The sequence below is a fragment of the Sphingomonas sp. PP-CC-3A-396 genome, assembly GCF_004343105.1.
Classification (GTDB): Bacteria; Pseudomonadota; Alphaproteobacteria; order Sphingomonadales; family Sphingomonadaceae; genus Sphingomonas.
In genome coordinates, this window is sequence record NZ_SLYF01000004.1 from 138,240 (window position 1) to 163,387 (window position 25,148).

Annotated in this window: 27 protein-coding genes; 1 reads left to right on the plus strand and 26 read right to left on the minus strand. The window is 64.0% G+C overall.

Annotated features, from left to right (window positions below):
• The first annotated feature begins 36 nt into the window (after positions 1 to 36).
• Positions 37 to 816: an SDR family oxidoreductase gene (locus C8J40_RS09005; RefSeq protein ID WP_132896760.1), complete on the plus strand. Its 780-nt coding sequence runs from the start codon at positions 37 to 39 to the stop codon at positions 814 to 816.
• Between the two features lie 134 nt (positions 817 to 950).
• On the opposite strand, the gene C8J40_RS09010 is transcribed toward C8J40_RS09005, so the two are convergent.
• From C8J40_RS09010 to C8J40_RS09135, 26 genes are all read right to left on the minus strand, one after another.
• On the minus strand, positions 951 to 1,232 hold the full coding sequence (locus C8J40_RS09010) for a DUF1467 family protein (RefSeq protein ID WP_056048558.1): 282 nt from the start codon (positions 1,230 to 1,232) through the stop codon (positions 951 to 953).
• A 4-nt stretch (positions 1,233 to 1,236) separates the two neighbouring features.
• On the minus strand, positions 1,237 to 2,874 hold the full coding sequence (locus tag C8J40_RS09015) for a ribonuclease J (protein WP_132896761.1): 1,638 nt from the start codon (positions 2,872 to 2,874) through the stop codon (positions 1,237 to 1,239).
• 63 nt (positions 2,875 to 2,937) lie between these two features.
• Positions 2,938 to 3,714, minus strand: coding sequence for a type III pantothenate kinase (locus C8J40_RS09020; RefSeq protein ID WP_132896762.1), 777 nt, complete (start codon positions 3,712 to 3,714; stop codon positions 2,938 to 2,940).
• A gap of 10 nt (positions 3,715 to 3,724) precedes the next feature.
• A complete protein-coding gene (locus tag C8J40_RS09025; protein WP_132896977.1) occupies positions 3,725 to 4,456 on the minus strand; it encodes a biotin--[acetyl-CoA-carboxylase] ligase in 732 nt (243 codons plus the stop codon).
• Between the two features lie 2 nt (positions 4,457 to 4,458).
• Entirely contained in the window at positions 4,459 to 5,904 is a 1,446-nt protein-coding gene (gene nuoN / locus C8J40_RS09030) for an NADH-quinone oxidoreductase subunit NuoN (RefSeq protein ID WP_132896763.1), read from the minus strand.
• A complete protein-coding gene (locus C8J40_RS09035) occupies positions 5,904 to 7,460 on the minus strand; it encodes an NADH-quinone oxidoreductase subunit M (protein WP_132896764.1) in 1,557 nt (518 codons plus the stop codon). The genes nuoN and C8J40_RS09035 overlap by 1 nt, the downstream gene beginning before the upstream one ends.
• On the minus strand, positions 7,460 to 9,565 hold the full coding sequence (gene nuoL / locus C8J40_RS09040; protein WP_132896765.1) for an NADH-quinone oxidoreductase subunit L: 2,106 nt from the start codon (positions 9,563 to 9,565) through the stop codon (positions 7,460 to 7,462). The genes C8J40_RS09035 and nuoL overlap by 1 nt, the downstream gene beginning before the upstream one ends.
• Positions 9,566 to 9,570: 5 nt before the next feature.
• A complete protein-coding gene (gene nuoK / locus C8J40_RS09045; RefSeq protein WP_175518104.1) occupies positions 9,571 to 9,873 on the minus strand; it encodes an NADH-quinone oxidoreductase subunit NuoK in 303 nt (100 codons plus the stop codon).
• A gap of 2 nt (positions 9,874 to 9,875) precedes the next feature.
• Positions 9,876 to 10,487: an NADH-quinone oxidoreductase subunit J gene (locus tag C8J40_RS09050; RefSeq protein ID WP_132896766.1), complete on the minus strand. Its 612-nt coding sequence runs from the start codon at positions 10,485 to 10,487 to the stop codon at positions 9,876 to 9,878.
• 125 nt (positions 10,488 to 10,612) lie between these two features.
• Positions 10,613 to 11,098 carry an NADH-quinone oxidoreductase subunit NuoI gene (gene nuoI / locus C8J40_RS09055; protein WP_055877898.1) on the minus strand — a complete coding sequence of 162 codons (486 nt, stop codon included), beginning with the start codon at positions 11,096 to 11,098 and terminating at the stop codon, positions 10,613 to 10,615.
• On the minus strand, positions 11,095 to 12,141 hold the full coding sequence (nuoH, locus tag C8J40_RS09060) for an NADH-quinone oxidoreductase subunit NuoH (RefSeq protein ID WP_056058320.1): 1,047 nt from the start codon (positions 12,139 to 12,141) through the stop codon (positions 11,095 to 11,097). The genes nuoI and nuoH overlap by 4 nt, the downstream gene beginning before the upstream one ends.
• Positions 12,138 to 14,132, minus strand: coding sequence for an NADH-quinone oxidoreductase subunit NuoG (nuoG, locus tag C8J40_RS09065; protein ID WP_132896767.1), 1,995 nt, complete (start codon positions 14,130 to 14,132; stop codon positions 12,138 to 12,140). Before nuoG ends, nuoH begins: the two co-directional genes overlap by 4 nt.
• Positions 14,132 to 15,433, minus strand: a complete 1,302-nt coding sequence (gene nuoF / locus C8J40_RS09070) for an NADH-quinone oxidoreductase subunit NuoF (protein WP_056050371.1) — start codon at positions 15,431 to 15,433, stop codon at positions 14,132 to 14,134. Before nuoF ends, nuoG begins: the two co-directional genes overlap by 1 nt.
• The gene (locus tag C8J40_RS09075) at positions 15,433 to 16,101 is read right to left on the minus strand and encodes an NAD(P)H-dependent oxidoreductase subunit E (RefSeq protein ID WP_132896768.1); all 669 of its coding nucleotides are present in this window, start codon (positions 16,099 to 16,101) and stop codon (positions 15,433 to 15,435) included. Before C8J40_RS09075 ends, nuoF begins: the two co-directional genes overlap by 1 nt.
• Positions 16,101 to 17,336, minus strand: coding sequence for an NADH-quinone oxidoreductase subunit D (locus tag C8J40_RS09080; protein WP_056048527.1), 1,236 nt, complete (start codon positions 17,334 to 17,336; stop codon positions 16,101 to 16,103). The genes C8J40_RS09075 and C8J40_RS09080 overlap by 1 nt, the downstream gene beginning before the upstream one ends.
• Positions 17,333 to 18,157 (minus strand): NADH-quinone oxidoreductase subunit C, encoded by an 825-nt coding sequence (locus C8J40_RS09085; protein ID WP_132896769.1) that lies wholly within the window; start codon positions 18,155 to 18,157, stop codon positions 17,333 to 17,335. The genes C8J40_RS09080 and C8J40_RS09085 overlap by 4 nt, the downstream gene beginning before the upstream one ends.
• On the minus strand, positions 18,154 to 18,702 hold the full coding sequence (locus C8J40_RS09090) for an NADH-quinone oxidoreductase subunit B (RefSeq protein WP_056058310.1): 549 nt from the start codon (positions 18,700 to 18,702) through the stop codon (positions 18,154 to 18,156). The genes C8J40_RS09085 and C8J40_RS09090 overlap by 4 nt, the downstream gene beginning before the upstream one ends.
• Positions 18,693 to 19,067, minus strand: a complete 375-nt coding sequence (locus C8J40_RS09095; protein WP_056048518.1) for an NADH-quinone oxidoreductase subunit A — start codon at positions 19,065 to 19,067, stop codon at positions 18,693 to 18,695. The genes C8J40_RS09090 and C8J40_RS09095 overlap by 10 nt, the downstream gene beginning before the upstream one ends.
• Before the next feature lie 503 nt (positions 19,068 to 19,570).
• A complete protein-coding gene (locus C8J40_RS09100) occupies positions 19,571 to 20,383 on the minus strand; it encodes an inositol monophosphatase family protein (protein WP_056048515.1) in 813 nt (270 codons plus the stop codon).
• Positions 20,384 to 20,546: 163 nt separating this feature from the next.
• Positions 20,547 to 21,110 (minus strand): elongation factor P, encoded by a 564-nt coding sequence (efp, locus tag C8J40_RS09105; protein WP_056482276.1) that lies wholly within the window; start codon positions 21,108 to 21,110, stop codon positions 20,547 to 20,549.
• 86 nt (positions 21,111 to 21,196) lie between these two features.
• Positions 21,197 to 21,802 (minus strand): M23 family metallopeptidase, encoded by a 606-nt coding sequence (locus tag C8J40_RS09110; protein ID WP_132896770.1) that lies wholly within the window; start codon positions 21,800 to 21,802, stop codon positions 21,197 to 21,199.
• A gap of 4 nt (positions 21,803 to 21,806) precedes the next feature.
• A complete protein-coding gene (locus C8J40_RS09115; protein ID WP_132896771.1) occupies positions 21,807 to 22,820 on the minus strand; it encodes a L,D-transpeptidase family protein in 1,014 nt (337 codons plus the stop codon).
• 65 nt (positions 22,821 to 22,885) lie between these two features.
• Entirely contained in the window at positions 22,886 to 23,575 is a 690-nt protein-coding gene (gene thiE / locus C8J40_RS09120; protein ID WP_132896772.1) for a thiamine phosphate synthase, read from the minus strand.
• A 74-nt stretch (positions 23,576 to 23,649) separates the two neighbouring features.
• Entirely contained in the window at positions 23,650 to 24,570 is a 921-nt protein-coding gene (locus C8J40_RS09125; protein ID WP_132896773.1) for a class I fructose-bisphosphate aldolase, read from the minus strand.
• Positions 24,571 to 24,583: 13 nt separating this feature from the next.
• Positions 24,584 to 24,895 carry a type II toxin-antitoxin system PemK/MazF family toxin gene (locus tag C8J40_RS09130; RefSeq protein WP_132740776.1) on the minus strand — a complete coding sequence of 104 codons (312 nt, stop codon included), beginning with the start codon at positions 24,893 to 24,895 and terminating at the stop codon, positions 24,584 to 24,586.
• A 14-nt stretch (positions 24,896 to 24,909) separates the two neighbouring features.
• Positions 24,910 to 25,140 carry a ribbon-helix-helix protein, CopG family gene (locus C8J40_RS09135; RefSeq protein ID WP_056482291.1) on the minus strand — a complete coding sequence of 77 codons (231 nt, stop codon included), beginning with the start codon at positions 25,138 to 25,140 and terminating at the stop codon, positions 24,910 to 24,912.
• Between the last annotated feature and the right edge of the window lie 8 nt (positions 25,141 to 25,148).

Consider the following 25,148-nt stretch of genomic DNA (forward strand, 5'->3'; position numbering starts at 1 on the left):
GCAATCCGCCGACCGGACTCATATTTCGAGGCTTGCATGCCAAGACTGAACACTAAGATCTGCGTCGTCACCGGCGCAGCACGTGGCATCGGCCGCGCGATCGCCGAGCGCTTCCAGAACGAAGGCGCCATCGTCATCCTCACCGACATCGACGAAACCGCCGGCGCCGAGACTGCGGCGGCGATAGGCTGCCGGTTCGAAAAGCTCGACGTCCGCGAAGAAGCGGACTGGCAGCGTGTGGCGACTATCGTTCCGGTGGTCGAGGTGCTCGTCAACAATGCCGGCGTGACCGGCTTCGAGGACGGCATGGTTGCGCATGATCCCGAACATGCGAGCTTGTCAGACTGGCGCGCGGTTCATGCGGTCAATCTCGACGGGACGTTCCTCGGCTGCCGCTATGCTATCGGTGCGATGAAGGCGGCCGGAACCGGCTCGATCATCAACATTTCGTCGCGCTCAGGCCTCGTCGGCATTCCCCTCGCCGCAGCCTATGCGTCGTCCAAGGCGGCGATCCGCAATCACAGCAAGACGGTGGCGCTGTACTGCGCGCAACAGGGGTGGAAAATCCGCTGCAACTCGGTGCATCCCGCGGCGATCCTGACACCGATCTGGGAGCCTATGCTCGGGGATGGGGCGGACCGGGAGGCGCGGATGGCGGCGCTAGTGGCAGACACGCCGTTGAAACGGTTCGGAATGCCGAACGAGGTGGCCGCGGTGGCGGTGATGCTCGCGTCGGACGAGACGACGTATATCACGGGTACGGAGATCAATATCGATGGGGGTTTGCTGGCCGGGTCGGCGGCATCGCCGGGGTAACGATCCTCCCCCGCAAGGGGGAGGTGGCGCGAAGCGACGGGGGGGAGGAACACGCAACATGGGTTTGCGCTTTCCTCCCCCCCGTCTGGCAAGGGCCAGCCACCTCCCCCTTGCGGGGGAGGATCGCTGGTCGTTCAGCGCGTAACCATGTTGCCCCGGTCGAACAGGTCGACCGTCTGCGGCGTGATCCACCCGTAAGAATAATTCAGCTGGAACAGCACGAACAGCACCGTCGCCACCACGGTCACCCGCCACGCCGTCCGCCCCGAGCGAAACTCGTGCGGCGCGCTTTCGGCCTGGCCGGGGACGTGTTCGCCCCCGACCTCACGCGTCGTCTTCACGCCGAATGGCAGGACCAGGAACACCGAGAACGACCAGAACAGGACGTATATCGCGAGTGCCGAGGTCCAGCGCACCCGATCAGCCCTCGATCAGCAGGACATCGACGATCGGCTGCTTGCCGGTCCAGCGCTTGGCGACCTTACGCACCGCGAGACGGATCTGCTCGCGCATCTTCTCGCTCTCGCGCTTGCCGCCGCGTACCGTGTCCGCGGCGGCCTGGACCGCATCGGCGATGAACGCCGCACGATCTTCCTCGACCGGCACGCCCTGCACGCGGACCTGCGGCTGGCCGACCATCCGGCCGTCCTTGCCGAGCGCGACACCGACCGAAATCTGACCGTTGATCGCCAGCTTGCGCCGCTCGCTCAGCGTCGCGCCGTCCGCCGGGAGGATCACGTCACCGTCGAGCACCAGGCGCCCGACGGTCGCGTTGCCGATCTTCGCCGGTCCCTTGGGCGCGAGACGGATGATGTCACCATTGCTCTGCACGATCGCGCGCGGAATGCCCTGCTCGAGGCCAAAGCGCGCATGCTCCATCATATGGCGCATCTCGCCATGTGTCGGCACGAGTACTTCAGGCCGCAGCCAGTCGTACATTTGCGCAAGTTCCGGCTGACCCGGGTGGCCCGAGACATGGACGTGCGCCTGGCGTTCGGTGATCATGCGGATGCCCCTGGCCGCCAGCGTGTTCTGGATGCGACCGATCTGGACCTCGTTGCCCGGGATCTGCTTCGACGAGAAGATCACCGTGTCGTCGGCCTCAAGCGTGATCGTGTGCTGGCCATTGGCGACACGCGCCAGCGCCGCGCGCTCTTCACCCTGACCGCCGGTAGCGATGATCAGCACCTTGTTCTTGGGCAGGCGCATCGCCTCGTCGGGACTGATCGTGTCGGGGAAATCCTTCAGATACCCCGTCGCGCGCGCGACCTTGATGATCCGGTCAAGCGAACGCCCGGTCACGCACAGCCTGCGCCCGGTTTCCTTCGCGACTTCGCCGAACGTGTGGAGCCGCGCGGCGTTCGACGCGAAGCTGGTGATCATCACGCGGCCCTTGGCCTTGGTGACCTCCTCGAACAGACCCTTCCGCACGGTGCTCTCGCTGCCCGATGCGGTGGTGTTGAAGATGTTGGTCGAATCGCAGACCAGCACGTCGACGCCCTTGTCGCCGATCGCCATGAAGCCCTCGGGCGTGGTCGGATTGCCGATGACCGGGTTCTTGTCGAGCTTCCAGTCGCCGGTGTGGAACACGCGGCCGTAAGGCGTGTCGATCAACAGCGCGTTCGCTTCGGGAATCGAATGCGACATCTCGACGAAGGTGAAGCCGAACGGCCCGAGCTGGAAATTGCCGCCCATCGGGATCATCTTGAGCTTCACGCGGTTGGCGATGCCCTCTTCCTCGAGCTTGCCGCGGATCAGGCCCATCGTGAACGGCGTCGCGTAGATCGGCACGCCGAGATCTTCGGCGAGATACGGCAGCGAGCCGATGTGATCCTCATGGCCATGCGTGATGACGATGCCGAGCAGGTCGTCGATCCGGTCCTCGATAAAGGACAGGTCGGGCAGGATCACGTCGACGCCGGGATATTGCGGATCGGCGAAGGTGATGCCGAGATCGACCATCACCCACTTGCCCTGGCAGCCGTACAGGTTGACGTTCATGCCGATTTCGCCGGAGCCGCCAAGACCACAGAAAAGGAGTTCGTTCTTCGGAGTCATTGATTACTTTCAGGATTATATAGGAATATGGCCCGCAGGCCGATCGGCGCGAGCCCAATGGCCCTAGATATGGTGACGATCCCACATCATCGCCAGCCCCTGGATCGTCAGGTCGGCTTCGATGACATCGAACACGTCGGTCTGTTTTTCGAATAATGTGGCAAGCCCGCCGGTGGCGACGACCTTCACGGGACGGCCGATCTCGCGCTTCATCCGCGCGACCAGCCCCTCGATCATTGCGACATAGCCCCAATAGATGCCGATGTGCATCTGCGAGACGGTGTTGAGTCCGATGACGCTCGTGTCGGTCGGTGCCTCGATCGCGATCCGCGGGAGTTTCGCCGCCGCGGTGACCAGCGCGTCGAGCGAGAGGTTGATCCCCGGTGCGATGATCCCGCCCTTGTACGCGCCGCTATAGTCGACGACGTCGAATGTGGTCGCAGTGCCGAAATCGATCACGATCAGGTCGCCGGGGTGCAGCGCATGTGCGGCGATCGTGTTGACCGCCCTGTCGGCGCCGAGCGAGGCAGGCTCATCGACATCGATCGCGATACCCCATTCGACCGGCGCATGACCGGCGATCAACGCGTCGGTGTTGAAGTATTTCGACGCGAGCACCTGGAGATTGTGGAGCGCGCGCGGCACGACGGTGGCGACGATCACGCCCTCGACCGCATTACGATCATGCCCGCCGAGCTGCATCAACTGGCTCAGCCACACCGCATATTCGTCCGCCGTGCGCCGCGGATCGGTCGCGATCCGCCAACGCGCGACGACCTCACCGCTCTCGACGAGCGCGAACACGACATTGGTATTGCCGGCATCGATCGCGAGCAGCATCAGCGGGGCCTCAAAGCAGGAAGACGTCGGCAGCGTGAATGACACGCCGCTCGCCAGACGCCAAGCGGAGGATCAGCGCGCCGTCGGTGTCGAGCCCGACGAACAGACCGTCGATCCCGCTGCCATCGGGAAGCCGAGCGGTCAGCGCGGTCCCGGCGGGGTGCGCGCAATCGACCCAGCGCTCGCGGACGGGGGCAATGCCTTCAGTGCGCCAACGGCCAACCCAACGCGCGAAACTGTCGGCGAGTATATCGAGGAACATCGCCGGCTCGACCACCACGCCGTGCGACGCGAGATCGGTCGTCGCACGATCGGGCAGGTCTGGATGGTGCGCGATGTTGACGCCGTAGCCGACGATCACCGCGTCATCCGCGCGTTCGAGCAGGATGCCCGACAGCTTGGCGTCCGCGAGCAGCAGGTCGTTGGGCCATTTCAGGACCAGCGTCTCGCTCGCGTCGGTCGTGCCCTGGCAGATCCCAGCGACGAGAAACGTCGACACCGTTTCCTGCAAGGCGACCGCAGCGACCAGCGCAAGGCTGGCAGCCGGCGGATCGTTCGGCCGCAACCGAACCAGCGTGCTGGCGTAGAGGTTACCCTCGAGCGACGACCATTCGCGCCCAAGCCGCCCCCGCCCCGCCGTCTGCCGGATCGCACGCAACCAGAGACCGTCCTCGGCACCGCCGCGTGCAAGCTCCAGCAGGTCGGCGTTGGTCGATCCTGTCTCCGCGACGGTGCGGATGATGCTCAGAACAACGCCCGTGCGGCCGCCATCGTCCACGTACCAAGCACGGGGATGAGGAGGTAGCCGGCTGGCGACACGAACACGGCGGCGATGGCAATCAGGCCACCCTCGACCTTGCTCTCCATCGGCGCGAACGCGGGTGCCGGATCGTCGAAGTACATCGTCTTGACGACGCGCAGATAGTAATACGCACCGATCACTGAAGCGGCGATGCCGACGACTGCCAGCGGGAACAGCCCGGCGTCGACCGCTGCGCTGAACACCGCGAACTTCGCGTAAAAGCCGAACAGCGGCGGGATGCCGGCGAGGCTGAACATGAAGATCGCGAGTGCCGCGGCCAGCGCAGGCCGGGTCCGCGACATGCCGGCGAGGCTGTCGATCGTCTCGACCGGCTGGCCATCGTCACCACGCATCTGCAACACGACCAGGAACGAACCCAGCGTCATAGCGACGTAGATCGTCAGGTACATCAGCACGCCCGACACGCCTTCCGGCGTCCCGGCCGCGAGACCGATCAGCGCGAAGCCGACATTGTTGATCGACGAATAGGCGAGCAGCCGCTTGATGTTGGTCTGGCCGATCGCCGCCACCGCACCTAGGATGATCGAGGCGAGCGCGGCGAAGATCACGATCTGGCGCCACTGGTCCGTCGCCGGGCCCATCGCATCGACCGCCACGCGGACGCTGAGCGCAAGCGCCGCGACCTTCGGGGCAGACGCGAAGAACGCGGTGACCGGGGTCGGTGCGCCCTCATACACGTCGGGCGTCCACATGTGGAACGGCACGGCGCTGATCTTGAACGCAAGGCCGGCGAACACGAACACCAGACCGAACAGCAGGCCGAGCGACTTGGTGCCGGCGTATGCTTCCGAGATACCCGAGAACAACGTCGTACCGCTGAACCCGTAGACCAGCGAGATGCCGTACAGCAGGATACCGCTGGCCAGCGCGCCGAGCACGAAATACTTCAGGCCGGCTTCCGCCGAACGCCCGTCGCGCCGCATGAAGCTGGCGAGGACGTAGGCGGCAAGGCTCTGCAGTTCGAGACCGACATACAGCGTCAGCATGTCGGTCGCCGAAACCATGATCCCCATGCCGCAGGCCGACAGCAGGATCAGCACCGGATATTCCGGACGCAGATCGTCGCCGTGGGTGCGCGAGAAGAAGCTCGGCGCCATGACGATCGCAACCGCCGAAGCGATGTAGATCAGCACCTTGGCGAACGCACCGAACGCGTCTGCGCGGTACAGGCCGTCAAACGCATACCCACCCGACGAGGCCGGACCGACCAATGCGATCCCTGCCCCGACGAGGACGAACACCGCAGCGATCGAGACGGCGCGCGTGGACTTGTCCCCGCCCCAGGCCGAGACGAGCATCAGGGCGATCGCACCCAACGCCAGCACCAGTTCGGGCAGCGTCATTGCGATGTTAGCGGCGTAATCCATCAGTGTGCCTCCCCGTGCGCGGCACTATCGACAGTGGCGGGGTTCCCCGCGTGGACGGTAGCGGGCTTCCCCGCAGTTGGGTTTGAATCGCTGGCCGGCTTGGCGCGGTCGACACGGGCGAGAAGCACGCCCACGTCCTTGCGCATCGGTGCCAGGAAGCTCTCGGGATACACGCCCATCCACAGCACGACAGCTGCGATCGGTGCGAGCAGCCACATCTCGCGGCCTGACAGGTCGACCATCGCGCGAACGTCATCCGACTTGATCTCGCCGAACACGACGCGGCGGTACAGGAACAGCATGTAAGCAGCGCCGAGGATGATGCTCGTCGTGCAGAGCAGGGCAGTCCAGGTCGAGACCTGATACGTGCCCATGAGCGACAGGAACTCGGCGACGAAGCCGCTGGTGCCCGGCAGGCCGATCGAGGCCATCGTGAAGAACAGGAAGAAGATCGCGTATTTCGGCATGTTGATCGCGAGGCCGCCATAGCGCGAGATCTCGCGGGTATGGAGCTGGTCGTAGATCACGCCGACGCACAGGAACAACGCACCCGATACCAGGCCGTGGCTCAGCATCATGATCATCGCGCCTTCGATGCCCTGCCGGTTGAACGCGAACAGGCCGATCGTGACGATCGCCATGTGCGCGACCGACGAATAGGCGATCAGCTTCTTCATGTCCGACTGCACGAGCGCGACGAGCGACGTGTAGATCACCGCGACGGCCGACAGACCGAAGATCAGCCAGGTCAGCTGACCCGAGGCTTCGGGGAACATCGGCAGCAGGAATCGCAGGAAGCCGTATCCACCGAGCTTCAGCAGCACGCCCGCCAGGATCACCGAGCCTGCGGTCGGCGCCTGGACGTGCGCGTCGGGCAACCAAGTGTGGACCGGCCACATCGGCATCTTGACCGCGAACGATGCGAAGAACGCCAGCCACAGCCACGTCTGCACATACGCCGGGAAGTCGTAGTTCATCAGCGCCGGGATGCTGGTCGTGCCCGCGGTCTTTGCCATGTACAGCATCGCGATGAACATCAGGACCGAGCCGAGCAGCGTGTACAGGAAGAACTTGTACGACGCGTAGATCCGGTTCGCGCCGCCCCAGATGCCGATGATCAGGTACATCGGGATCAGGCCGGCTTCGAAGAACACGTAGAACAGGAACAGATCCTGCGCCGCGAACGTGCCGATCATCAGCACTTCGGTGAACAGAAACGCCGCCATGTATTCCGGCACGCGGGTCGTGATCGAGCGCCAGCTGGCGCCGATGCAGATCGGCATCAGGAACACGCTGAGCATGATCAGCATCAGCGCGAAGCCGTCGATGCCGAGCGACCAGCCGAACGGCCCGAAGATCCCGGGGGCATGCTCGACGAACTGCCACTGCGCACCGCCGATATCGTAGTTCATCCACAGCATGATGCCGAGAACGAAGTCGATCAGCGTCGCCGCCAGCGCCAGCATCCGGGCCGTGTTCGCCGAGACGAACAGGCACGCGATGGCCGCGATCATCGGGACCGCGATCAGAACGGAGAGGATAGGAAAGCCGGTCATTACAGTCCGATCGCCCAGGTTACGGCTGCGGTCAGCCCGATCAGCATGACGAAGGCATAGGTGTAGAGGTATCCCGTCTGAAAGCGGTTGGCCACGCGGCTGCCGATCTGGACAACCCAGGTCGCGCCGTCTGGCCCGAACCGGTTGATCGTCTTCTCGTCGCCGCGGTGCCACAGGAAGCGGCCGATCGCGAACGCCGGGCGGACGAAGATCAGGTCGTACAGCTCGTCGAAATACCACTTATGCAGCAGGAAGTCGTAGAGCACGCCGAACTGTTCGACGACCTTGGCCGGGAACGTCGGTGCCTTGATATAGGCGTACCAGGCGGTCAGCAGGCCGAGCAGCATCGCGATCGTCGCCGACAGTTTGATCAGCAACGGCACGCCGTGCATCTCGTGCATCAGATGTTCGCGGAACGCGAGTGCGCCCTTCCAGAACTCTTCGCCTGCGGTCGGTTCGATGAAGAAGCCGTGGAACACGAAGCCGGCAAGAACCGCACCGATCGACAGGACGATCAGCGGGATCAGCATCGGCAGCGGGCTCTCGTGCGGGTGATACCCACCATCGCCATCGGCCGGCGCGTGAGCCGCGTCATGATGATCGTGCGGCGCGTGACCTGCATCCTCGGCCTGAGCCGGATTCGCATGGTGATCGTCAACATGATGCGCGTCATGCGCGTGGTCGTCATGACCGTGCGCGTCATGGAGCGCATGTTGGATGTGCTCCGACGCGGCCCAACGCGGCTTGCCCCAGAAGGTCAGGAACATCACGCGCCACGAATAGAAGCTGGTCAGCAACGCGACGAGCACGCCGACGAACCATACGCCCGGCTGGCCCGCAGCCCAGCTCGCTTCGATGATCGCATCCTTCGAATGGAAGCCTGCAAAGCCAATCGCGGTGTTGCCGAAGATGCCGGGGATGCCGACGCCGGTGATCGCGAGCGTGCCCGCCATCATTGCCCAGAACGTCACCGGGATCTTCTTACGCAGACCGCCATAATAGCGCATGTCCTGCTCGTGGTGCATCGCATGGATGACCGAGCCCGCGCCGAGAAACAGCAGCGCCTTGAAGAACGCGTGCGTGAAGAGGTGGAACATCGCCGCGCCGTACGCGCCGACACCAGCTGCGAAGAACATGTAGCCGAGCTGCGAGCAGGTCGAATATGCGATCACGCGCTTGATGTCGGTCTGCACGAGGCCGCACGTGGCGGCGAACAGGCAGGTCGCGGCACCGACCGAGGTCACCACGGTCAGCGCGACCGGGCTCATCTCGAACATCGGCGACAGGCGGCAGACCATGAACACGCCTGCTGTGACCATCGTCGCCGCGTGGATCAGCGCCGACACCGGGGTCGGGCCTTCCATCGCGTCCGGCAACCAGGTGTGCAGGCCGAGCTGTGCCGACTTGCCCATCGCGCCGACGAACAGCAGCAGGCAGAGCACCGTCATCGTGTCGAAGCGGTAGCCGAGGAAGCCAAGCGTCGAGCCCGCCATACCGGGGGCCGCGGCGAGGATCTCGGGGATCGAGACCGTGCCGAACACCAGGAACGTGCCGAAGATGCCGAGCATGAAGCCGAGATCGCCGACGCGGTTGACGACGAATGCCTTGATCGCGGCCGCACTTGCAGAAGGTTTGCGGAACCAGAACCCGATCAGGAGGTAGGATGCGAGACCCACGCCTTCCCAGCCGAAGAACATCTGGACGAGGTTGTTCGCGGTCACGAGCATCAGCATCGCGAAGGTAAACAGCGACAGATACGCGAAGAAGCGCGGCTGATCGGGATCCTCATCCATATAGCCCCAGCTATACAGGTGAACGAGCGCCGAGACCGACGTGACGACCACGAGCATCACAGCGGTCAGCGCATCGACGCGCAGCGACCACGCGACGTTCATGTCGCCCGAGTGGATGAAGTCGAGCAGCGGCGCGACGGTCGCCGTGCTGGTGCCCGAAAGGAAGCCGATGAAGATCGGCCAGGACAACAGGCACGACGCGAACAGCGCAGCCGTGGTGACGAGTTTCGCCGGCACGTTGCCGATCGCGCGATTGCCGAACCCGGCAACGATCGCGGCCAGTAACGGCAGGAAGACGATAAGCTGGATCAACCGTATTACCCCTTCATCCGGTTGACGTCGTCGACCGCGATGGTGCCGCGACCGCGGAAATAGATCACGAGAATGGCGAGGCCGATCGCGGCTTCACCCGCGGCGACCGTCAGCACGAACATCGCGAAGACCTGTCCGACGAGATCGTGGAGGAACGCCGAGAACGCGACGAGATTGATGTTCACCGCCAGCAGGATCAACTCGATCGCCATCAGAATGACGATGAGGTTCTTGCGGTTCAGGAAGATGCCGAGCACCCCCATCGTGAACAGGATCGCCGCGACGACCAGATAATGGACGAGACCGATCGTCACAGTTCGACTCCCTGCCCGACGACCGGGCTCGTGTTGCGCGTGGCGTCCTGCGGACGACGCGCGTTCTGGCGGCTGATGTTCTGCGCCTTGACGCCGCCACGCTGGCGGTGGGTCAGCACGATCGCACCGATCATCGCGACCAGCAGCACCAGACCGGCACCTTCGAACACGAACAGATAGCGCGTATAGAGCAGGTTACCGATCGCCTGGATGTTGGGCACTGTTTCGTTGATCGGAGCAGCACGCCGCGCGAGCTGGATCGGACCGGTGCTCCAGGCGCCGATCGCGATCATCACTTCGGCGGCGAGTGCAACCGCGAGTGCGAGACCGATCCCGAAATACCGGGCGACGCCTGCGCGCAGCTCGGTGAAGTCGATGTCGAGCATCATGACGACGAACAGGAACAGCACCGCGACAGCACCGACATAGACGATGACGAGCAGCATCGCGATGAACTCGGCACCGACCAGGATCATGAGACCCGCCGCATTGAAGAACGCGAGGATCAGCCACATCACCGAATGGACCGGGTTGCGCGACGCGATCGTCAGCGCGCCCGACAGGACGACGACGAAGGCGAAAAGGTAGAAGGCTAAGGCCTGGATCACGCGATCACCCTCCCCGTCGCCCCAGCGAACGCTGGGGTCTTCTGGTTGGTGGGCGCGCCCGTGCGGCACGAGATCCCAGCCTGCGCTGGGATGACGGAGTTAATCTGTGTCATCGCGGCGCTCGCTTAACGGTACGGCGCATCGGCGGCAAGGTTCGCCGCGATCGCGCTTTCCCAACGGTCGCCATTATCGAGCAGCTTCGACTTGTCGTAGATCAGCTCTTCGCGCGTCTCGGTGGCGAACTCGTAGTTCGGCCCCTCGACGATCGCATCGACCGGGCACGCCTCAGCACACAGGCCGCAGTAAATGCACTTGGTCATGTCGATGTCATAGCGCGTCGTGCGGCGCGAACCGTCGTCACGCGGCTCGGCTTCGATCGTGATCGCCTGCGCGGGGCAAACGGCCTCGCACAGCTTGCACGCGATGCACCGCTCTTCGCCGTTCGGATAACGACGCAGCGCATGCTCGCCCCGGAACCGCGGCGACACCGGATTGCGCTCGTACGGATAGTTGATAGTCGCCTTTTCCTTGAAGAAATAGCGAAGCGTCAAAGCGTGCGCCTTCACGAATTCCCACAGGGTGAACGACTTGATGATCTGAGCGACGCTCATGAACCCACTCCAACGCGCGTCAGCATGAGATAGCCCGACACGAGGAAAACCCAGAACAGCGAGACGGGGAGGAAGACCTTCCAGCCGAGCCGCATCAGCTGATCGTAGCGATAGCGCGGCACGGTCGCCTTCACCCAGCTGAAGAGGAAGAAGAAGAAGAGGATCTTGGCGAACAGCCAGATGATCCCCGGCACGTAATAGAGCGGCGCCCAGTCGACCGGTGGCAGCCACCCGCCCCAGAACAACGTCGCGTTGAGTGCGCACATCAGCAGCACGTTGGCGTACTCGCCGAGCCAGAACAGCGCGAACGACATCGACGAATATTCGGTCTGGTACCCGGCGACGAGCTCGCTCTCCGCCTCGGTCAGATCGAACGGTGCGCGCTGCGTCTCGGCCAGCGACGAGATGAAGAACATCACCGCCATCGGGAACATCAGCGGGTTCAGGATGTACCCGTTGAAGAACCAGACGTGCGACTTCTGCGCCATCACGATCGCCGACAGGTTGAAGCTGCCGGTCCACAGCACGACCGAGATCAGGATAAAGCCGATCGCGACTTCATACGACACCATCTGCGCGGCCGCACGAAGCGCCGAATAGAACGGGTATTTCGAGTTCGACGCCCAGCCCGACAGGATGATGCCGTACACGCCGAGCGACGAGGCCGCGAGCACGTAAAGCAACCCGACGTTGATGTCGGCGAGCACGACGCCGACACCGAACGGCACCACCGCCCAGACGATCAGCGCGACCGTGAAGGTGATGATCGGTGCCAGCAGGAACAGAGTCCGGTTGGCGGCCGCGGGGACGATCGTCTCCTGCAGGAACACCTTCAGGCCGTCAGCGAAGCTTTGCAGCAGGCCGAACGGACCGACGACGTTAGGACCACGGCGTAGCGCCATCGCCGCCCAGATCTTGCGGTCGGCATAGATGATCATCGCCACCGCGAGCATCAGCGGCAGGGCGATCACGAGGATGTCGATGATCGTCGCGAGGAAGAACGCCCAGTCGTAACCGAGCGAGGATTCGAACCAGGAGATCATTCGGCTGCCTCCGCGTAATCTTCCCCGTGGAGAAGTTCGGCCGAGCAGCGCTGCATCGTCGGCGACGCACGGCAGATCGCGTTGGTCAGGTAGAAGTCCTTGATCGGATAGCCGGAAAGAACGCCCTCACCTGCCCCGTTAAGCGAAGGCGGGTTCCACTCGAACGTCGCGAGCGCCTGATGACGCAGCGCAGGCACGTCCGCGTACATTTCCTCGCGGAGACCCTCGAAGCTGTCGAACGGTAGCGTGTGGCCGAGCGTGTCGGACAGCGCGCGGAAGATCGACCAGTCATCACGTGCGTCGCCGGGTGCGAACACCGCACGCTCGCCGCGCTGGACACGGCCCTCGAGATTGACCCACGTGCCCGACTTCTCGGCATAGGTGACACCCGGCAGGATAACATCGGCAGCCGCCGCACCCTTGTCGCCGTGATGGCCCACGAACACCTTGAAGCCTGCGAACTTCGAATAATCGACCTCGTCCGCGCCGAGGAAGAAGCCGAGCTTCGCCCCCATCACGTCGGCGATGCCGCCCTTCTGCGCATAGCCGAGCATCAGCCCACCCATCCGCGAGGCCGCCATGTGGACGACGTTGAAGCCGTTCCAGTCCGCCTTTACTAGACCCAGCGTATCGACGAGCTTCAGCGCAGCCGCGTGGCCACCCTTCAGCGCGCCCCCACCAACGATCACCATTGGACGCTCGGCCTTGCCGAAAGCCTCGGTCACCGCCTCGGGCAGATTGCCGAGCAGCGCGAGATCGTCGCCAAGCCACTCGACCTTGTACGTCAGGTCCGTCTCCGGCCCGATCGCGAAGACCTTCGCGCCCTTCTTGATCGCTTTCCGCACCCGCGTGTTCACCAGCGGCGCTTCCCAGCGCAGGTTGGTGCCCACCAGCAGGATCGCGTCGGCACGCTCGGTGCCGGCGATCGTCGTGTTGAAATTGACCGCGGCGATGCTCGTCGCATCGTAATCCATGCCGGTCTGACGACCTTCGAGCAGGCTCGACCCCATCTTCGCCAGCAGCGCCTTGGCGGCGTACATCGTCTCGCAATCGACCAGATCGCCCGCGACGGCCGCAATGCTCGACCCGGCGTTCACAGCCTTGATCGCCGCGAAAGCCTCATCCCACGTCGCGGGAACCAGCTTGCCGTTCACCCGGACATAAGGCTTGTCGAGACGACGGCGCACGAGACCGTCGATCGCGTGGCGCGTCTTGTCGGTCGCCCACTCCTCGTTCACGTCCTCGTTGATCCGCGGGACGCAGCGCAGCACCTGGCGACCACGGCTGTCGAGCCGGATGTTGGTGCCGACCGCGTCCATCACGTCGATCGTCAGCGTCTTGCGCAATTCCCAAGGACGCGCCTCGAACGCATAGGGCTTCGACGTCAGCGCGCCGACCGGGCACAGATCGACGACGTTGCCGGATAGCTCGCTCTTGACCGCGTTCTCGAGATACGAGGTGATCTGCATGTCCTCGCCGCGGAAGATCGCACCGATCTCCTCGACGCCGGAGACTTCCTCGGCAAACCGGATGCAGCGCGTACACTGGATGCAGCGGGTCATGACCGTCTTGACGATCGGACCCATATATTTCTCGGTGACCGCGCGCTTGTTCTCGTCATAGCGCGAATGGCCGCGACCATACGCGACCGACTGGTCCTGCAGATCGCACTCGCCGCCCTGATCGCAGATCGGGCAATCGAGCGGATGGTTGATCAGCAGGAATTCCATGATGCCCTCGCGGGCATTCTTCACCATCGGCGAGTTGGTAAAGATCTCCTGCTTGTCCGCCGCCGGCAAAGCGCACGACGCCTGCGGCTTGGGCGGACCAGGCTTCACCTCGACCAGGCACATCCGGCAATTGCCGGCGATGCTCAGCCGCTCATGATAACAGAAACGCGGGATCTCCTTGCCGGCAAGCTCGCACGCCTGCAGCACGGTGGCACCGGCAGGCACCTCGATCTCTACGCCATCGACTTTGACTAAAGGCATTACTCTGCGGCTTCCATCATCGGCGCGGTGTCACCACCACGTTCGCGGATACGGCGCTCCATCTCGGGGCGGAAATGCTTGATCAGGCCCTGGATCGGCCATGCGGCTGCGTCGCCGAGCGCGCAGATCGAGTGACCCTCGACCTGCTTCGTGACCTGCTGGAGCATGTCGATCTCGGACAGTTCGGCGTCGCCGGTGCGCATCCGTTCCATCACGCGCCACATCCAGCCGGTGCCCTCGCGGCACGGCGTGCACTGACCGCAGCTCTCGTGCTTGTAAAAGTACGAGATACGGCTGATCGCGCGGACGATGTCGGTCGACTTGTCCATGACGATGATCGCCGCGGTGCCGAGGCCCGACCCGACCGCTTTCAGGCCATCGAAGTCCATCGCGCAGTCCATGATCTGCGCGGCGGGCACCAGCGGCACCGACGAGCCACCCGGGATTACGGCGAGCAAATTGTCCCAGCCGCCACGGATACCGCCGCAATGCGTCTCGATTAGGTCGCGGAACGAGATGCTCATCTCCTCCTCGACCACGCACGGCTTGTTCACATGGCCGCTGATCTGGAACAGCTTGGTGCCGCGGTTGTTCTCCGCGCCGAAGCTGGAGAACCACGCCGCGCCACGCCGCAGGATCGTCGGCGCAACCGCGATCGATTCGACATTGTTGACCGTCGTCGGGCAGCCATAGAGTCCAGCACCTGCCGGGAAAGGTGGCTTCAGCCGCGGCTGGCCCTTCTTGCCCTCGAGGCTCTCCAACATCGCGGTCTCTTCGCCGCAGATGTAGGCGCCTGCACCCCGGTGCACGAACACGTCGAAGTCGTACCCCGACCCGCATGCGTTCTTGCCGATGAAGCCGCGGTCGTACGCCTCGGCGACGGCTGCGAACAGCGTCTCGGCCTCGCGGATATATTCGCCGCGGATGTAGATGTACGCGGCGCGCGCGCGCATCGCGAACCCGGCGATCAGCGCGCCTTCGATCAGCTTGTGCGGATCGTGGCGGATGATCTCGCGATCCTTGCAGCTGCCCGGCTCGGATTCATCGGCGTTGATGACGAGGAAGTTCGGCCGATCGGGCTTCGGCTCCTTCGGCATGAACGACCATTTGGTGCCGGTCGGGAAGCCCGCGCCGCCACGACCGCGCAGACCAGACGCCTTCATCACGTCGATGATCGCGTCCTGGCCGAGCGCCATCAGGTCCTTGGTATTGTCCCAATCGCCGCGCATGATCGCTGCGTCGATGTTCCACGGCTGGAAACCGTAGACGTTGGTGAAGATGCGGTCCTTGTCGGCGAGCATCAGGCCCACTCCCCCCGGTAATCGTGGTTCGCGTCGACCATCGCCTTCAGCGAGGTCGGGCCGCCTTCGGGGCAGCTTGCGCGGCGACCGAATTGCGGACCCGGCATCGGGTGCCCGCCATTGGCCAGCGCCTCGAGGATCTCGGTCGTCTTGTCGTAATCGAGGTCTTCGAAGTTATCGTCGTTGATCTGCACCATCGGCGCATTCGCGCACGTGCCCAGGCACTCGACTTCGGTCAGCGTGAACATGCCGTCCGGCGTCGTGCCACCCTTGACCAGACCGCGGTTCTTGCACGCAGCCAAAACATCGTCCGACCCACGAAGCATGCACGGCGTCGTGCCGCAAACCTGAACATGAAAGCGGCCGACCGGTGCGAGATTGAACATCGTGTAGAAGGTCACGACCTCGTACACGCGCATGTACGGCACGCTGATCTGGCGCGCGACGAACTCGATCACCGGCACCGGCAACCAGCCCTGCGTCTGCGTTTCGGCGCCAACCTGGCGCTGTGCCAAGTCGAGCAACGGGATCGACGCGGACTGCTCGCGCCCCTTGGGATAGCGCCCGAGGATCTCGTTCGCCTTTACCTGGTTCTCGTCCGTCCACGCGAACGAACCCCAGCGTGCGCGGGTCTCGGCCTCGTCGGGAATTTTTGGAGCTTCAGCCATCAGCGGTCACATTCACCAAAAACGATATCCATCGCGCCGAGGATCGCAGTCGTATCCGCCAGCATGTGGCCCTTCGCCATGAAGTCCATGGCTTGCAGATGCGAGAACGCGGTCGGGCGGATCTTGCAGCGGTACGGCTTGTTCGAGCCATCGGCGACCAGATACACGCCGAACTCGCCCTTGGGACTTTCGGTCGCGACATAGACGTCGCCGGCGGGCACGTGGAAGCCCTCGGTATAGAGCTTGAAGTGATGGATCAGCGCTTCCATCGACTGCTTCATCTCGCCACGCTTGGGCGGTACGACCTTGCGATCGAGCGACGCGATCGGCCCCTCGGGCATGTCGCGCAGGCACTGCTTCATGATCCGCGCAGACTGACGCACTTCCTCGACGCGCACCATGAACCGGTCATAGCAATCGCCGCGCGTGCCGACCGGCACCTCGAAGTCCATTTTCGCATAAGCGTCATAGGGCTGCGACTTGCGCAAATCCCAGGCGATCCCCGAGCCACGGATCATCGGGCCGGAAAAGCCCCACTTTATCGCATCGTCGCGGCTGACCACGGCGATATCGACGTTGCGCTGCTTGAAGATGCGGTTGTCCGCAACGAGCGAAATCGCATCCTCGAACAGCCGCGGCAGGCGCGTGTCGAGCCAGTCGCCGATATCGGCGAGCAGCTTCAACGGCGCATCCTGATGCACCCCACCCGGGCGGAAATAGTTCGAGTGCATGCGCGCGCCCGAAACACGCTCGAAAAAGTTCATGCAGTCTTCGCGGATCTCGAACAGCCACAAGTTGGGCGTCATCGCGCCGACGTCCATGACGTGGCTACCGAGGTTCAACATGTGGTTCGAGATACGCGTCAGCTCGGCGAAGAACACCCGCAGATACTGCGCGCGCTCAGGCACTTCGAGGTCGAGCAGCTTCTCGACCGCCAATACCCAGCTATGCTCCATGCACAGCGGCGAGCAGTAATCGAGACGATCGAAATACGGCAGCGCCTGCGTGTAGGTCTTGTACTCGATCAGCTTCTCGGTGCCGCGGTGAAGCAGGCCGACATGCGGATCGACGCGCTCGACGATCTCGCCGTCGAGTTCCATGACAAGACGGAGCACGCCGTGCGCGGCCGGATGCTGCGGACCGAAGTTGATCGTGTAGTTCTGGATCGTGACGTCGCCGGTCGTGGGATCGGCTGCGTCGGCTTCACCCAGAAGCTCTTCGACATACAGACTCACTGGTTCTGTCCTCCACCCTTGGTCGGGACCACGTCGGGGTTCGCAGGCTTCGGCGTCGCATCGGACTCCGACTTACCGGCGCCCGTCTGCGCGGTCGACTCGGTGCTCTTGGGTTCGGTCGGCGCCTGGGTCGGCGATTGCGCCGCGTTGGCTTTGACGATCGTGTCCGCCGACAACGGCGTCTGCGCGCCCTTGGCCTGGGGCAACGCGCCCTTCTCGTCACCCGGAAGGACGTAGTTCGCGCCCTCCCAAGGGCTCATGAAATCGAACGTACGGAAATCCTGCGCAAGCTGCACGGGCTCGTACACGACGCGCTTCGACTCTTCCGAATAGCGCAGCTCGACATACCCGGTCAGCGGGAAGTCTTTCCGCTGCGGATGACCACGGAAACCGTAATCGGTCAGGATGCGGCGCAGGTCCGGGTTACCGCTGAACAGCACGCCGTACATGTCGTACACTTCGCGCTCGAGCCAACCGGCGACCGGCCAGATATCCGTCACCGACGGCACCGGCTTTTCCTCGTCGGTCGCGACATGCACGCGCAGGCGATGGTTCCGCGTCAGCGACAGCATGCAATAGACGACTTCGAACCGCTCCGCGCGATCCGGATAGTCGACGCCGGCGATCTCCATGAGCTGCTGATAGGCAAGCCCCGGGGTATCGCGCAGCGCGATCATCGCGTCGTACAGGTCTTCGCGACGAACGTGCAGCGCGACTTCGCCGACATGGTCGACCGCGTCGAGCAGCATGCCACCGAGCACCGCGCGGGCGCTGTCGATCACGCCGTCATTCGACGTGTATGCTGGTGCGGGAGCCCTCAACGCTCGATGCTCCCGGACCGCCGGATCTTCCGCTGCAACTGCATGATGCCGTACAGCAAAGCCTCAGCCGTCGGCGGGCACCCGGGAACGTAGATATCCACCGGCACGATCCGATCGCAGCCGCGCACGACGCTGTAGCTGTAATGATAATAGCCGCCGCCGTTCGCACACGACCCCATCGAGATCACGTACTTCGGCTCCGACATCTGGTCGTAAACCTTGCGGAGTGCCGGGGCCATCTTGTTGCACAGCGTGCCGGCAACGATCATCACGTCCGACTGGCGCGGGGACGCGCGCGGTGCGGCGCCGAAGCGCTCCAGATCGTAGCGCGGCATGTTGACGTGGATCATCTCGACCGCGCAGCATGCGAGCCCGAACGTCATCCACCACAGCGAGCCGGTGCGGGCCCATTGGAACAGCTCTTCGGTCGACGTGACGAGGAAACCCTTATCCGTCAGCTCACCGTTCAATCCGTCGAAAAAGCCCTGGTCGGGTGGCACCAGCGAACTGGGCGAACCGGGTGCGGGCTGAAGCTCTACTCCCAATCGAGTGCTCCCTTCTTCCATGCGTAGACGAGGCCAAGGGCCAATTCGCCGATAAAGATCATCATCGAAATCCACGCGGTCCAGCCGAGCGTGAAGACCGAGACGGCCCAGGGATACAGGAACGCGGCCTCAAGATCGAAGATGATGAAGAGGATGGCGATCAGGTAGAAGCGCACGTCGAACTGGCTCCGCGGATCCTCGAATGCGGGAAAGCCGCACTCGTATTCGCTGAGCTTCTCAGGCGTAGGCTTGTGCGATCCCGTGAGGCGCGAGACGGCCATCGGCAGGAACACGAACGTGCTCGACAATGCGATAGCGATCCCGAGGAACAGGAGGATCGGAAGATAGTGCGACAGGTCGACCAAATTGCTTCTCGCAAGTGCGAACGGAACGGGGCCGCTTTAGGCCGATGGGGGGTGATGGGCAAGGCGTGGAGGGTGTGAGAATCACTCGCAAGTGGAGGGGCCGGGGTGATGGGAAACATGCGTTACTTGGCGCGTCGACGACTGCGGCCGCGACTTCCACTGAATGTCGGGGACGCCACCGAAACGTACCCGTCACCCCGGAATGGTTCCGGGGTCCACGGTGTTGCACACCAGCCGCGGCGAGAATGTGGAACGGTGGATGCCGGAACAAGCCCGGCATGACGGACCGAGCCGGGGTCGACGCCGTTGCGCTGTTGACCCCACTCTGGCCCTTACGCTCCCCCATCCGTCACCCCAGCGAAAGCTGGGGTATCGTGGTTGGCGGGCGCGGCGACCATCACGGGGATACCCCAGCTTTCGCTGGGGTGACGGATGGGGATGGCAGTCGGATTGGGAGCGGGGGCAACCGAATTCGGTCCCAGTTGCCCTTTTCACAATCCACCTTAACGCAGCGCGCCAGCTACCAGCTTGTGCAGTCGCGAGTGCAGCGCGTCGTTCGCAGCGAGGAACTCATTACGCTCCATCGCGCGATCGCCACCGCGGAAGTCGGTGACGAAACCGCCGGCTTCCTTCACCAACAACATGCCCGCAGCAACATCCCAAGGCTTCAGGTTCGATTCCCAGAACCCGTCAAACCGGCCCGCAGCAAGCCAAGCCAGATCAAGCGCCGCGGCGCCCAAACGACGGATCCCCGCAACCTCAGGTGCAACCGCGCCAAAAATCCGGCTCCACTGCGCGAAGTCGCCATGCCCTAGGAACGGAATCCCCGTAGCGATCAGCGATTCGGACAGATCACGCCGCGACGACACGCGGAGACGCTGGTCGGTGAGCCATGCCCCCCGGCCCTTCTCCGCCCAGAAGCTCTCGTCGGTCAGCGGTTGATACACCAACGCCGTCGTGACCTCGCGCTTGCCGTTCGGCATCGGCTCCTCGACCGCGATCGAGATGCAGAAATGCGGGATGCCGTGGAGGAAGTTCGACGTGCCATCGAGCGGATCGACGATGAACCGCGGCTTGTTCGGGTCACCCTCGACCTCGCCGCGCTCCTCCATCAGCATGCCCCAGTCGGGACGCGCGTGCGAAAGTTCTTCGAAGATCGTCTGCTCGGCGCGCTGGTCGGCCTGGCTGACGAAGTCGGCCGGACCCTTGCGGCTCACCTGGAGCTGCTGGACCTCGTTGAAGTCGCGGCGCAGGCGCGGCGCGGCCTTGCGGGCGGCGCGCTCGATGACGGTCATGATGCCGGAATGGCTGGGCATTTTATTCTAACTCCCCCCTCCCGCATGCGGGAGGGGCCGGGGGTGGGCTCGCGCTATCAGCGTCGCGCAGCGTAGAAATAGTCACGCCACTATCGTTGCGCGACGTGGAGGGCGGGCGCCCACCCCCCCAGCCCCCTCCCGCTTGCGGGAGGGGGAGCAGATTTTAGTCCGCGCGCCTTACGTAGGTCTGCTCGTAAACATCGACGACGATCCGCGTGCCCGCACCGATATGCGGCGGCACCATCACGCGCACGCCGTTCTCGAGCACGGCGGGCTTATAGCTCGACGAAGCGGTCTGCCCCTTCACAACGGCATCCGCCTCGACGATCAACGCCTCGATCGTATCGGGCAACTGGACCGAGATCGGCCGCTCTTCCCAGAGCTCCATCACCACATCCATGCCGTCCTGCAGGAACGCCGCGGCGTCGCCCAGGATGTCGGCATCGAGCGAGATCTGCTCGTAATTGATCTTGTCCATGAAGGTGAGCATGTCGCCTTCGCGGAACAGGAACTGGAAGTCGACGGTCTCGAGCCGCACCTTCTCGACGCTCTCGGCGGAGCGGAAGCGGGTGTTGTTCTTGCGGCCGTCGATGAGGTTCTTCATCTCGACCTGCATATAGGCACCGCCCTTGCCGGGCTGGGTGTGCTGAATCTTGACGGCGCGCCAGATGCCGCCCTCATATTCAAGAATGTTGCCGGGACGAATCTCGACCGCGTTGATCTTCATGACCGATTCCTGCTGGAAAGAGCTAGGGGCCGTCCGCGAAGCATGGCCCTAAGGCGTGGCTCTGCGGAAACCCGAAGCGGCGGGCTTTAGCGGGACGACCGGGTTCCGGCAAGCAGCGGGTACGGGTTCACGTTCTCGCCCTGATACCAGCGCTCACCCGGCTGCATCTTAGTCAGCCCGAAATGCAGGTGGTAATTGCCCGCCCCCGCATCGCCGGTATCGCCGACATAACCGAGCGTATCGCCGGCCTTGACCGCCATGCCCTCACGGATACCCGCAGCATAGCCTGCGAGATGCGCGTAATAATATGTCCAGCGTCGATCGGGGGAGCGAACGTAGAGTGTGATCCCGCCGAGCCCGCTCTGAAACAGCTTCTCGATCCGGCCCGGTGCGGCCGCGACGACGGGTGTGCCGCCCGGTGCCATGATGTCCGTACCGTGATGCCCGCGCAGACCGCCGCCCCGCGCATCGTTCCAGCTATCCGCGATCGCTTTCCGCGACACGCCGGCCACCGGCACGGCCAGCGCTCCCGGCGTCGCGGGAACCGCCGCGACCTCGACGGGCGGCGCCGGCTTCCGCCAGGGCACCCGCCGCGCGATCCCGCCACCGCCGCTGCCGAACGACACCATCGACGCAAACCCGCCGACCACGACGACGATCAGCCCGAGAATGATCCAGAACGTCCGCGTCATCGCTTCAGGCCTGGAATACGGCCTTGGTCCCCGGCTTGATCATCATCGACAGCCGCGCCGCGTCCCAGTTGGTCAGGCGGATACAGCCATGGCTCTCCGCACGTCCGATCGTCTCGGGGTTTGGCGTACCATGAATGCCGTAGTGCTCCTTCGACAGATCCATCCAGACCACCCCGACCGGACCGTTCGGCCCCGGCGGCAGCATCTCCTTCTGCTGGCCCTTCTTGGCATCCCAGAACAGCGCGGGATTGAAGTGGAACTTCGGATTGTAGTCGGAGCCCTTGATCGTCCACGTGCCGAGCGGCAGCGGGTCATGGCTCGACCCCATCGTCGCAGAGAATTGCGCGATCAGCTTGTCGTTCGCATCGAGCACGCGGAGCACGCCGTCCGACTTGTCGACGACGACATGATCCGCCTGCGGCTGCTTCGCATCGACGTTCAGCATCGTGAGCGTCGCGATCCAGTCCGGCTTCAGCTTCGGATCATACGCGCGCGAGGTCGGCAGAGCGTTCGGGAACACGACCTTGGTGCCCGGGGCCAGCTTCGTCGTCGGCGAGTTCAGCGCGAGGATCACCGCCGGCGTCGTGTGGAACATCTCGCCGAGCTTCTCCATGACATTCTTGTAGCCGAGCGATGGGAGTTCGGCCTGCTTTGCCGGGTCCGTCGGGAACGGATTGACGAACGGCCCCGCCAGCATCTCGGGGGTCAGCGCGACCGTCACGGTCGGCCGCGCGGCGCGGTATGGATACAATGCCTGCAAAGTCCGCGCATCGGGCTTGCCGGTAATCGGCAGCCCTTTGGCCTCCTGGAATCCCTTCAACGCCGCGACCAGCGACTGCCCACCGCGCCCGTCAAGCACGCCCGGCCCGAAACCGAGATGGTCGAGGATTACCTGCACGTGCAGGATATTGCGATCGATCGGTACGGGTTTGGCGGGCGCGGTCTGCGCTACCGCTGGCGACGCGACCCCGAACAGGCACGCCGCAAGAACCGAAGCTTTCGTCACAAATGCCGTCATGCCTGTCATCCCAAACCGTTACGCTTCTGCATCAAACGGTCGGGACGACGGTTGTTTCCAACGGCTCAGCGCTTCGCAAGAACCTCAGCGAACGCCTTGATCGCCGCAACCTCGTCACCACCCCAGACGGCGCCCGAAACAGCGATGAAATCCGCGCCGGCAGCAACCAGAGGCGCGGCATTTTCCGGCGTAATCCCACCGATAGCAACGCAGGGCATCTCGAACAGCGTCGACCACCAGGACAGGATCACCGGCTCGGCGGTATGCGTCGCGACCTTCGTCGTGGTCGGATAGAAGGCGCCGAACGCGACATAGTCGGCCCCGGCCTCGCCCGCTTCCATCGCCAGATGGCGACTGCCGTGACAGCTCAAGCCGATCTGCGCATTGGGGCCGAGCTGCGCGCGCGCCTCACGCGGATCGCCGTCATCCTGCCCGAGATGCACGCCGTCCGCATCGAGCCGCTTGGCGAGCCCGATGTCGTCGTTGACGATGAACGCGACATCACGCTCGGCGCAGATCGCGCGCAACGGCTCGCCGAGTGCGGCAGCCGCATGCTGGTCGATATCCTTCACACGGAACTGGAACGCGGCCACGGGGCCAGCATCCAGGGCGCGCGCCAGGCGTTCGGGAAAGTCGCCCCCGACATCCAGCGGCGACACCAGGTAAAGCTGGCAAGCCGGCCGACGCATGTCGCGACGGAAATTCTCGGCGAAATTGGGATCGAGCGGGCCCAGCGGATCTTCGAATTCGGTCATGTCCGCCCCCTAGCCCCTCATGCCGCGCTCGTCACCCCGGCGCGTGGCGGGGTGACGAGCGCGCAGAACGGCGCTTATTCCTCGTTCTTGTAGATCCGGATGATGCGGTCGAGCATAGCCAGCGCTTCCTCGCGCGGGCGCTGGAAGGTGTTGCGGCCGATGATCGAGCCGTTGCCGCCGCCGTCGCGAATGTCGCGCGCATCCTGGAACACCGCATCCTCGCCCTTCGACGCGCCGCCCGAGAACACGTTGATGCGACGCCCGGCAAAGCTCGACTGGACGACGTGCTTCACGCGGTCCGACTGCTTCGACCAGTCGGTGTTCGCGTAAAGCGGTTTGGCCTCCTTCTGCTCGATATGCGCGGTCGGCAGCTTGGTCTTGATGATATGCGCGCCGAGCAGCGCCGCCATGTGCGCGGCATAGGCGCCGACGTCCAAGGCGAGTTCGCCGTCCTTGGTCAGCTCGCCACCGCGCGGGTACGACCAGATCACCGTCGCGATACCGACCGACTTCGCCTCTTCGCTCAGCTCGCGGATTTCCTCGACGAGGTCGAAGAACTGATCCGCACCCGGATAGATCGTGAAGCCGATCGCCGCCGACCCGAGCCGCACCGCGTCGGACACCGTAGCGGTCACTGCCTGGTCGATCGTCGTCGCCCAGCTGTTCGAGCTGTTGCACTTCAGGATCGTCGGGATCTGCCCCGCAAACGTATCCGCCCCCGCTTCGAGCATGCCGAGCGGCGCGGCATAGGCGCTGAGCCCGGCATCGATCGCGAGCTGGTAATGGTAATGCGGGTCGTACGCCGCCGGATTGACCGAGAAGCTGCGCGCCGGACCATGCTCGAAGCCCTGGTCGACCGGGAGGATCACCAGCTTGCCGGTGCCGCCGAGCTTGCCCTGCATCAGGATGCGCGCGAGGTTTGCCTTCACCGCCGAACTGGTGGCCTCGTATTTGTCGAGAATGGTTTTGACTTGCGAGGTGATCGTGGATGTCATGGTAAATCCTGTCTTAGAGTTCGAGCCAGCGGCGCAGCGCGTCGTCGACTCGGGTCATGGTGGTGATGGGTATCGTACCGATAATCTCGACGATTTTGTTGCGGTCGAGCGTATCAACCTTGTCGATCTGGATCTCGCTATCGCGAAATAGGCCGGTTTCCGCCGATGCCTCGAGCGACACGCGAAACAGGCTCGTCCCGCTAATGACGCTGGTCAGCGGACATAGAGAAATCGTCGCGTGATCGGCAAAAAGGTCTGATTGGACGACAAGAAAGGGGCGCGGCTTGCTAGAGAAGTCGCCCTTGCCCGCCCCGACGACGATCATACCGCGGACGAATTTCATGCAGGGGGCGCCCCGATTAGTGCGTCCCAATCCTCTTCACCTGCCTGCCTATCGTGATCAGCCGCCGCGAGCGACTGACGTCGTGCCTCCGCCAGGAACGCCTCGTCGTGGCGTTCGACATAGCGTCGCACGGCTTCGCGTGCGATATCGCTCTTGCTGCGCCCTTGGGTGCGCGCAACCGCCGCGAGTCGCTCTTCGAGTTCGCTGTCGAGCCTGACGCCGAGCATCCGTGTCT

Coding starts and splice junctions, on each gene's coding strand:
- C8J40_RS09005 (WP_132896760.1), top strand. CDS start 37: ATGCCAAGACTGAACACTAAGATCTGCGTCGTCACCGGCGCAGCACGT.
- C8J40_RS09125 (WP_132896773.1), bottom strand. CDS start 24,570: ATGACATCCACGATCACCTCGCAAGTCAAAACCATTCTCGACAAATAC.
- C8J40_RS09110 (WP_132896770.1), bottom strand. CDS start 21,802: ATGACGCGGACGTTCTGGATCATTCTCGGGCTGATCGTCGTCGTGGTC.
- C8J40_RS09115 (WP_132896771.1), bottom strand. CDS start 22,820: ATGACGGCATTTGTGACGAAAGCTTCGGTTCTTGCGGCGTGCCTGTTC.
- efp (WP_056482276.1), bottom strand. CDS start 21,110: ATGAAGATCAACGCGGTCGAGATTCGTCCCGGCAACATTCTTGAATAT.
- C8J40_RS09135 (WP_056482291.1), bottom strand. CDS start 25,140: ATGCTCGGCGTCAGGCTCGACAGCGAACTCGAAGAGCGACTCGCGGCG.
- nuoN (WP_132896763.1), bottom strand. CDS start 5,904: ATGGATTACGCCGCTAACATCGCAATGACGCTGCCCGAACTGGTGCTG.
- nuoF (WP_056050371.1), bottom strand. CDS start 15,433: ATGCTCGCCGACAAGGACCGCATCTTCACCAACGTCTACGGTTTCCAG.
- thiE (WP_132896772.1), bottom strand. CDS start 23,575: ATGACCGAATTCGAAGATCCGCTGGGCCCGCTCGATCCCAATTTCGCC.
- C8J40_RS09035 (WP_132896764.1), bottom strand. CDS start 7,460: ATGACCGGCTTTCCTATCCTCTCCGTTCTGATCGCGGTCCCGATGATC.
- C8J40_RS09020 (WP_132896762.1), bottom strand. CDS start 3,714: ATGCTGCTCGCGATCGATGCCGGCAATACCAATGTCGTGTTCGCGCTC.
- C8J40_RS09130 (WP_132740776.1), bottom strand. CDS start 24,895: ATGATCGTCGTCGGGGCGGGCAAGGGCGACTTCTCTAGCAAGCCGCGC.
- nuoG (WP_132896767.1), bottom strand. CDS start 14,132: ATGCCTTTAGTCAAAGTCGATGGCGTAGAGATCGAGGTGCCTGCCGGT.
- C8J40_RS09100 (WP_056048515.1), bottom strand. CDS start 20,383: ATGCCCAGCCATTCCGGCATCATGACCGTCATCGAGCGCGCCGCCCGC.
- C8J40_RS09075 (WP_132896768.1), bottom strand. CDS start 16,101: ATGGCTGAAGCTCCAAAAATTCCCGACGAGGCCGAGACCCGCGCACGC.
- nuoI (WP_055877898.1), bottom strand. CDS start 11,098: ATGAGCGTCGCTCAGATCATCAAGTCGTTCACCCTGTGGGAATTCGTG.
- nuoH (WP_056058320.1), bottom strand. CDS start 12,141: ATGATCTCCTGGTTCGAATCCTCGCTCGGTTACGACTGGGCGTTCTTC.
- C8J40_RS09015 (WP_132896761.1), bottom strand. CDS start 2,874: ATGACTCCGAAGAACGAACTCCTTTTCTGTGGTCTTGGCGGCTCCGGC.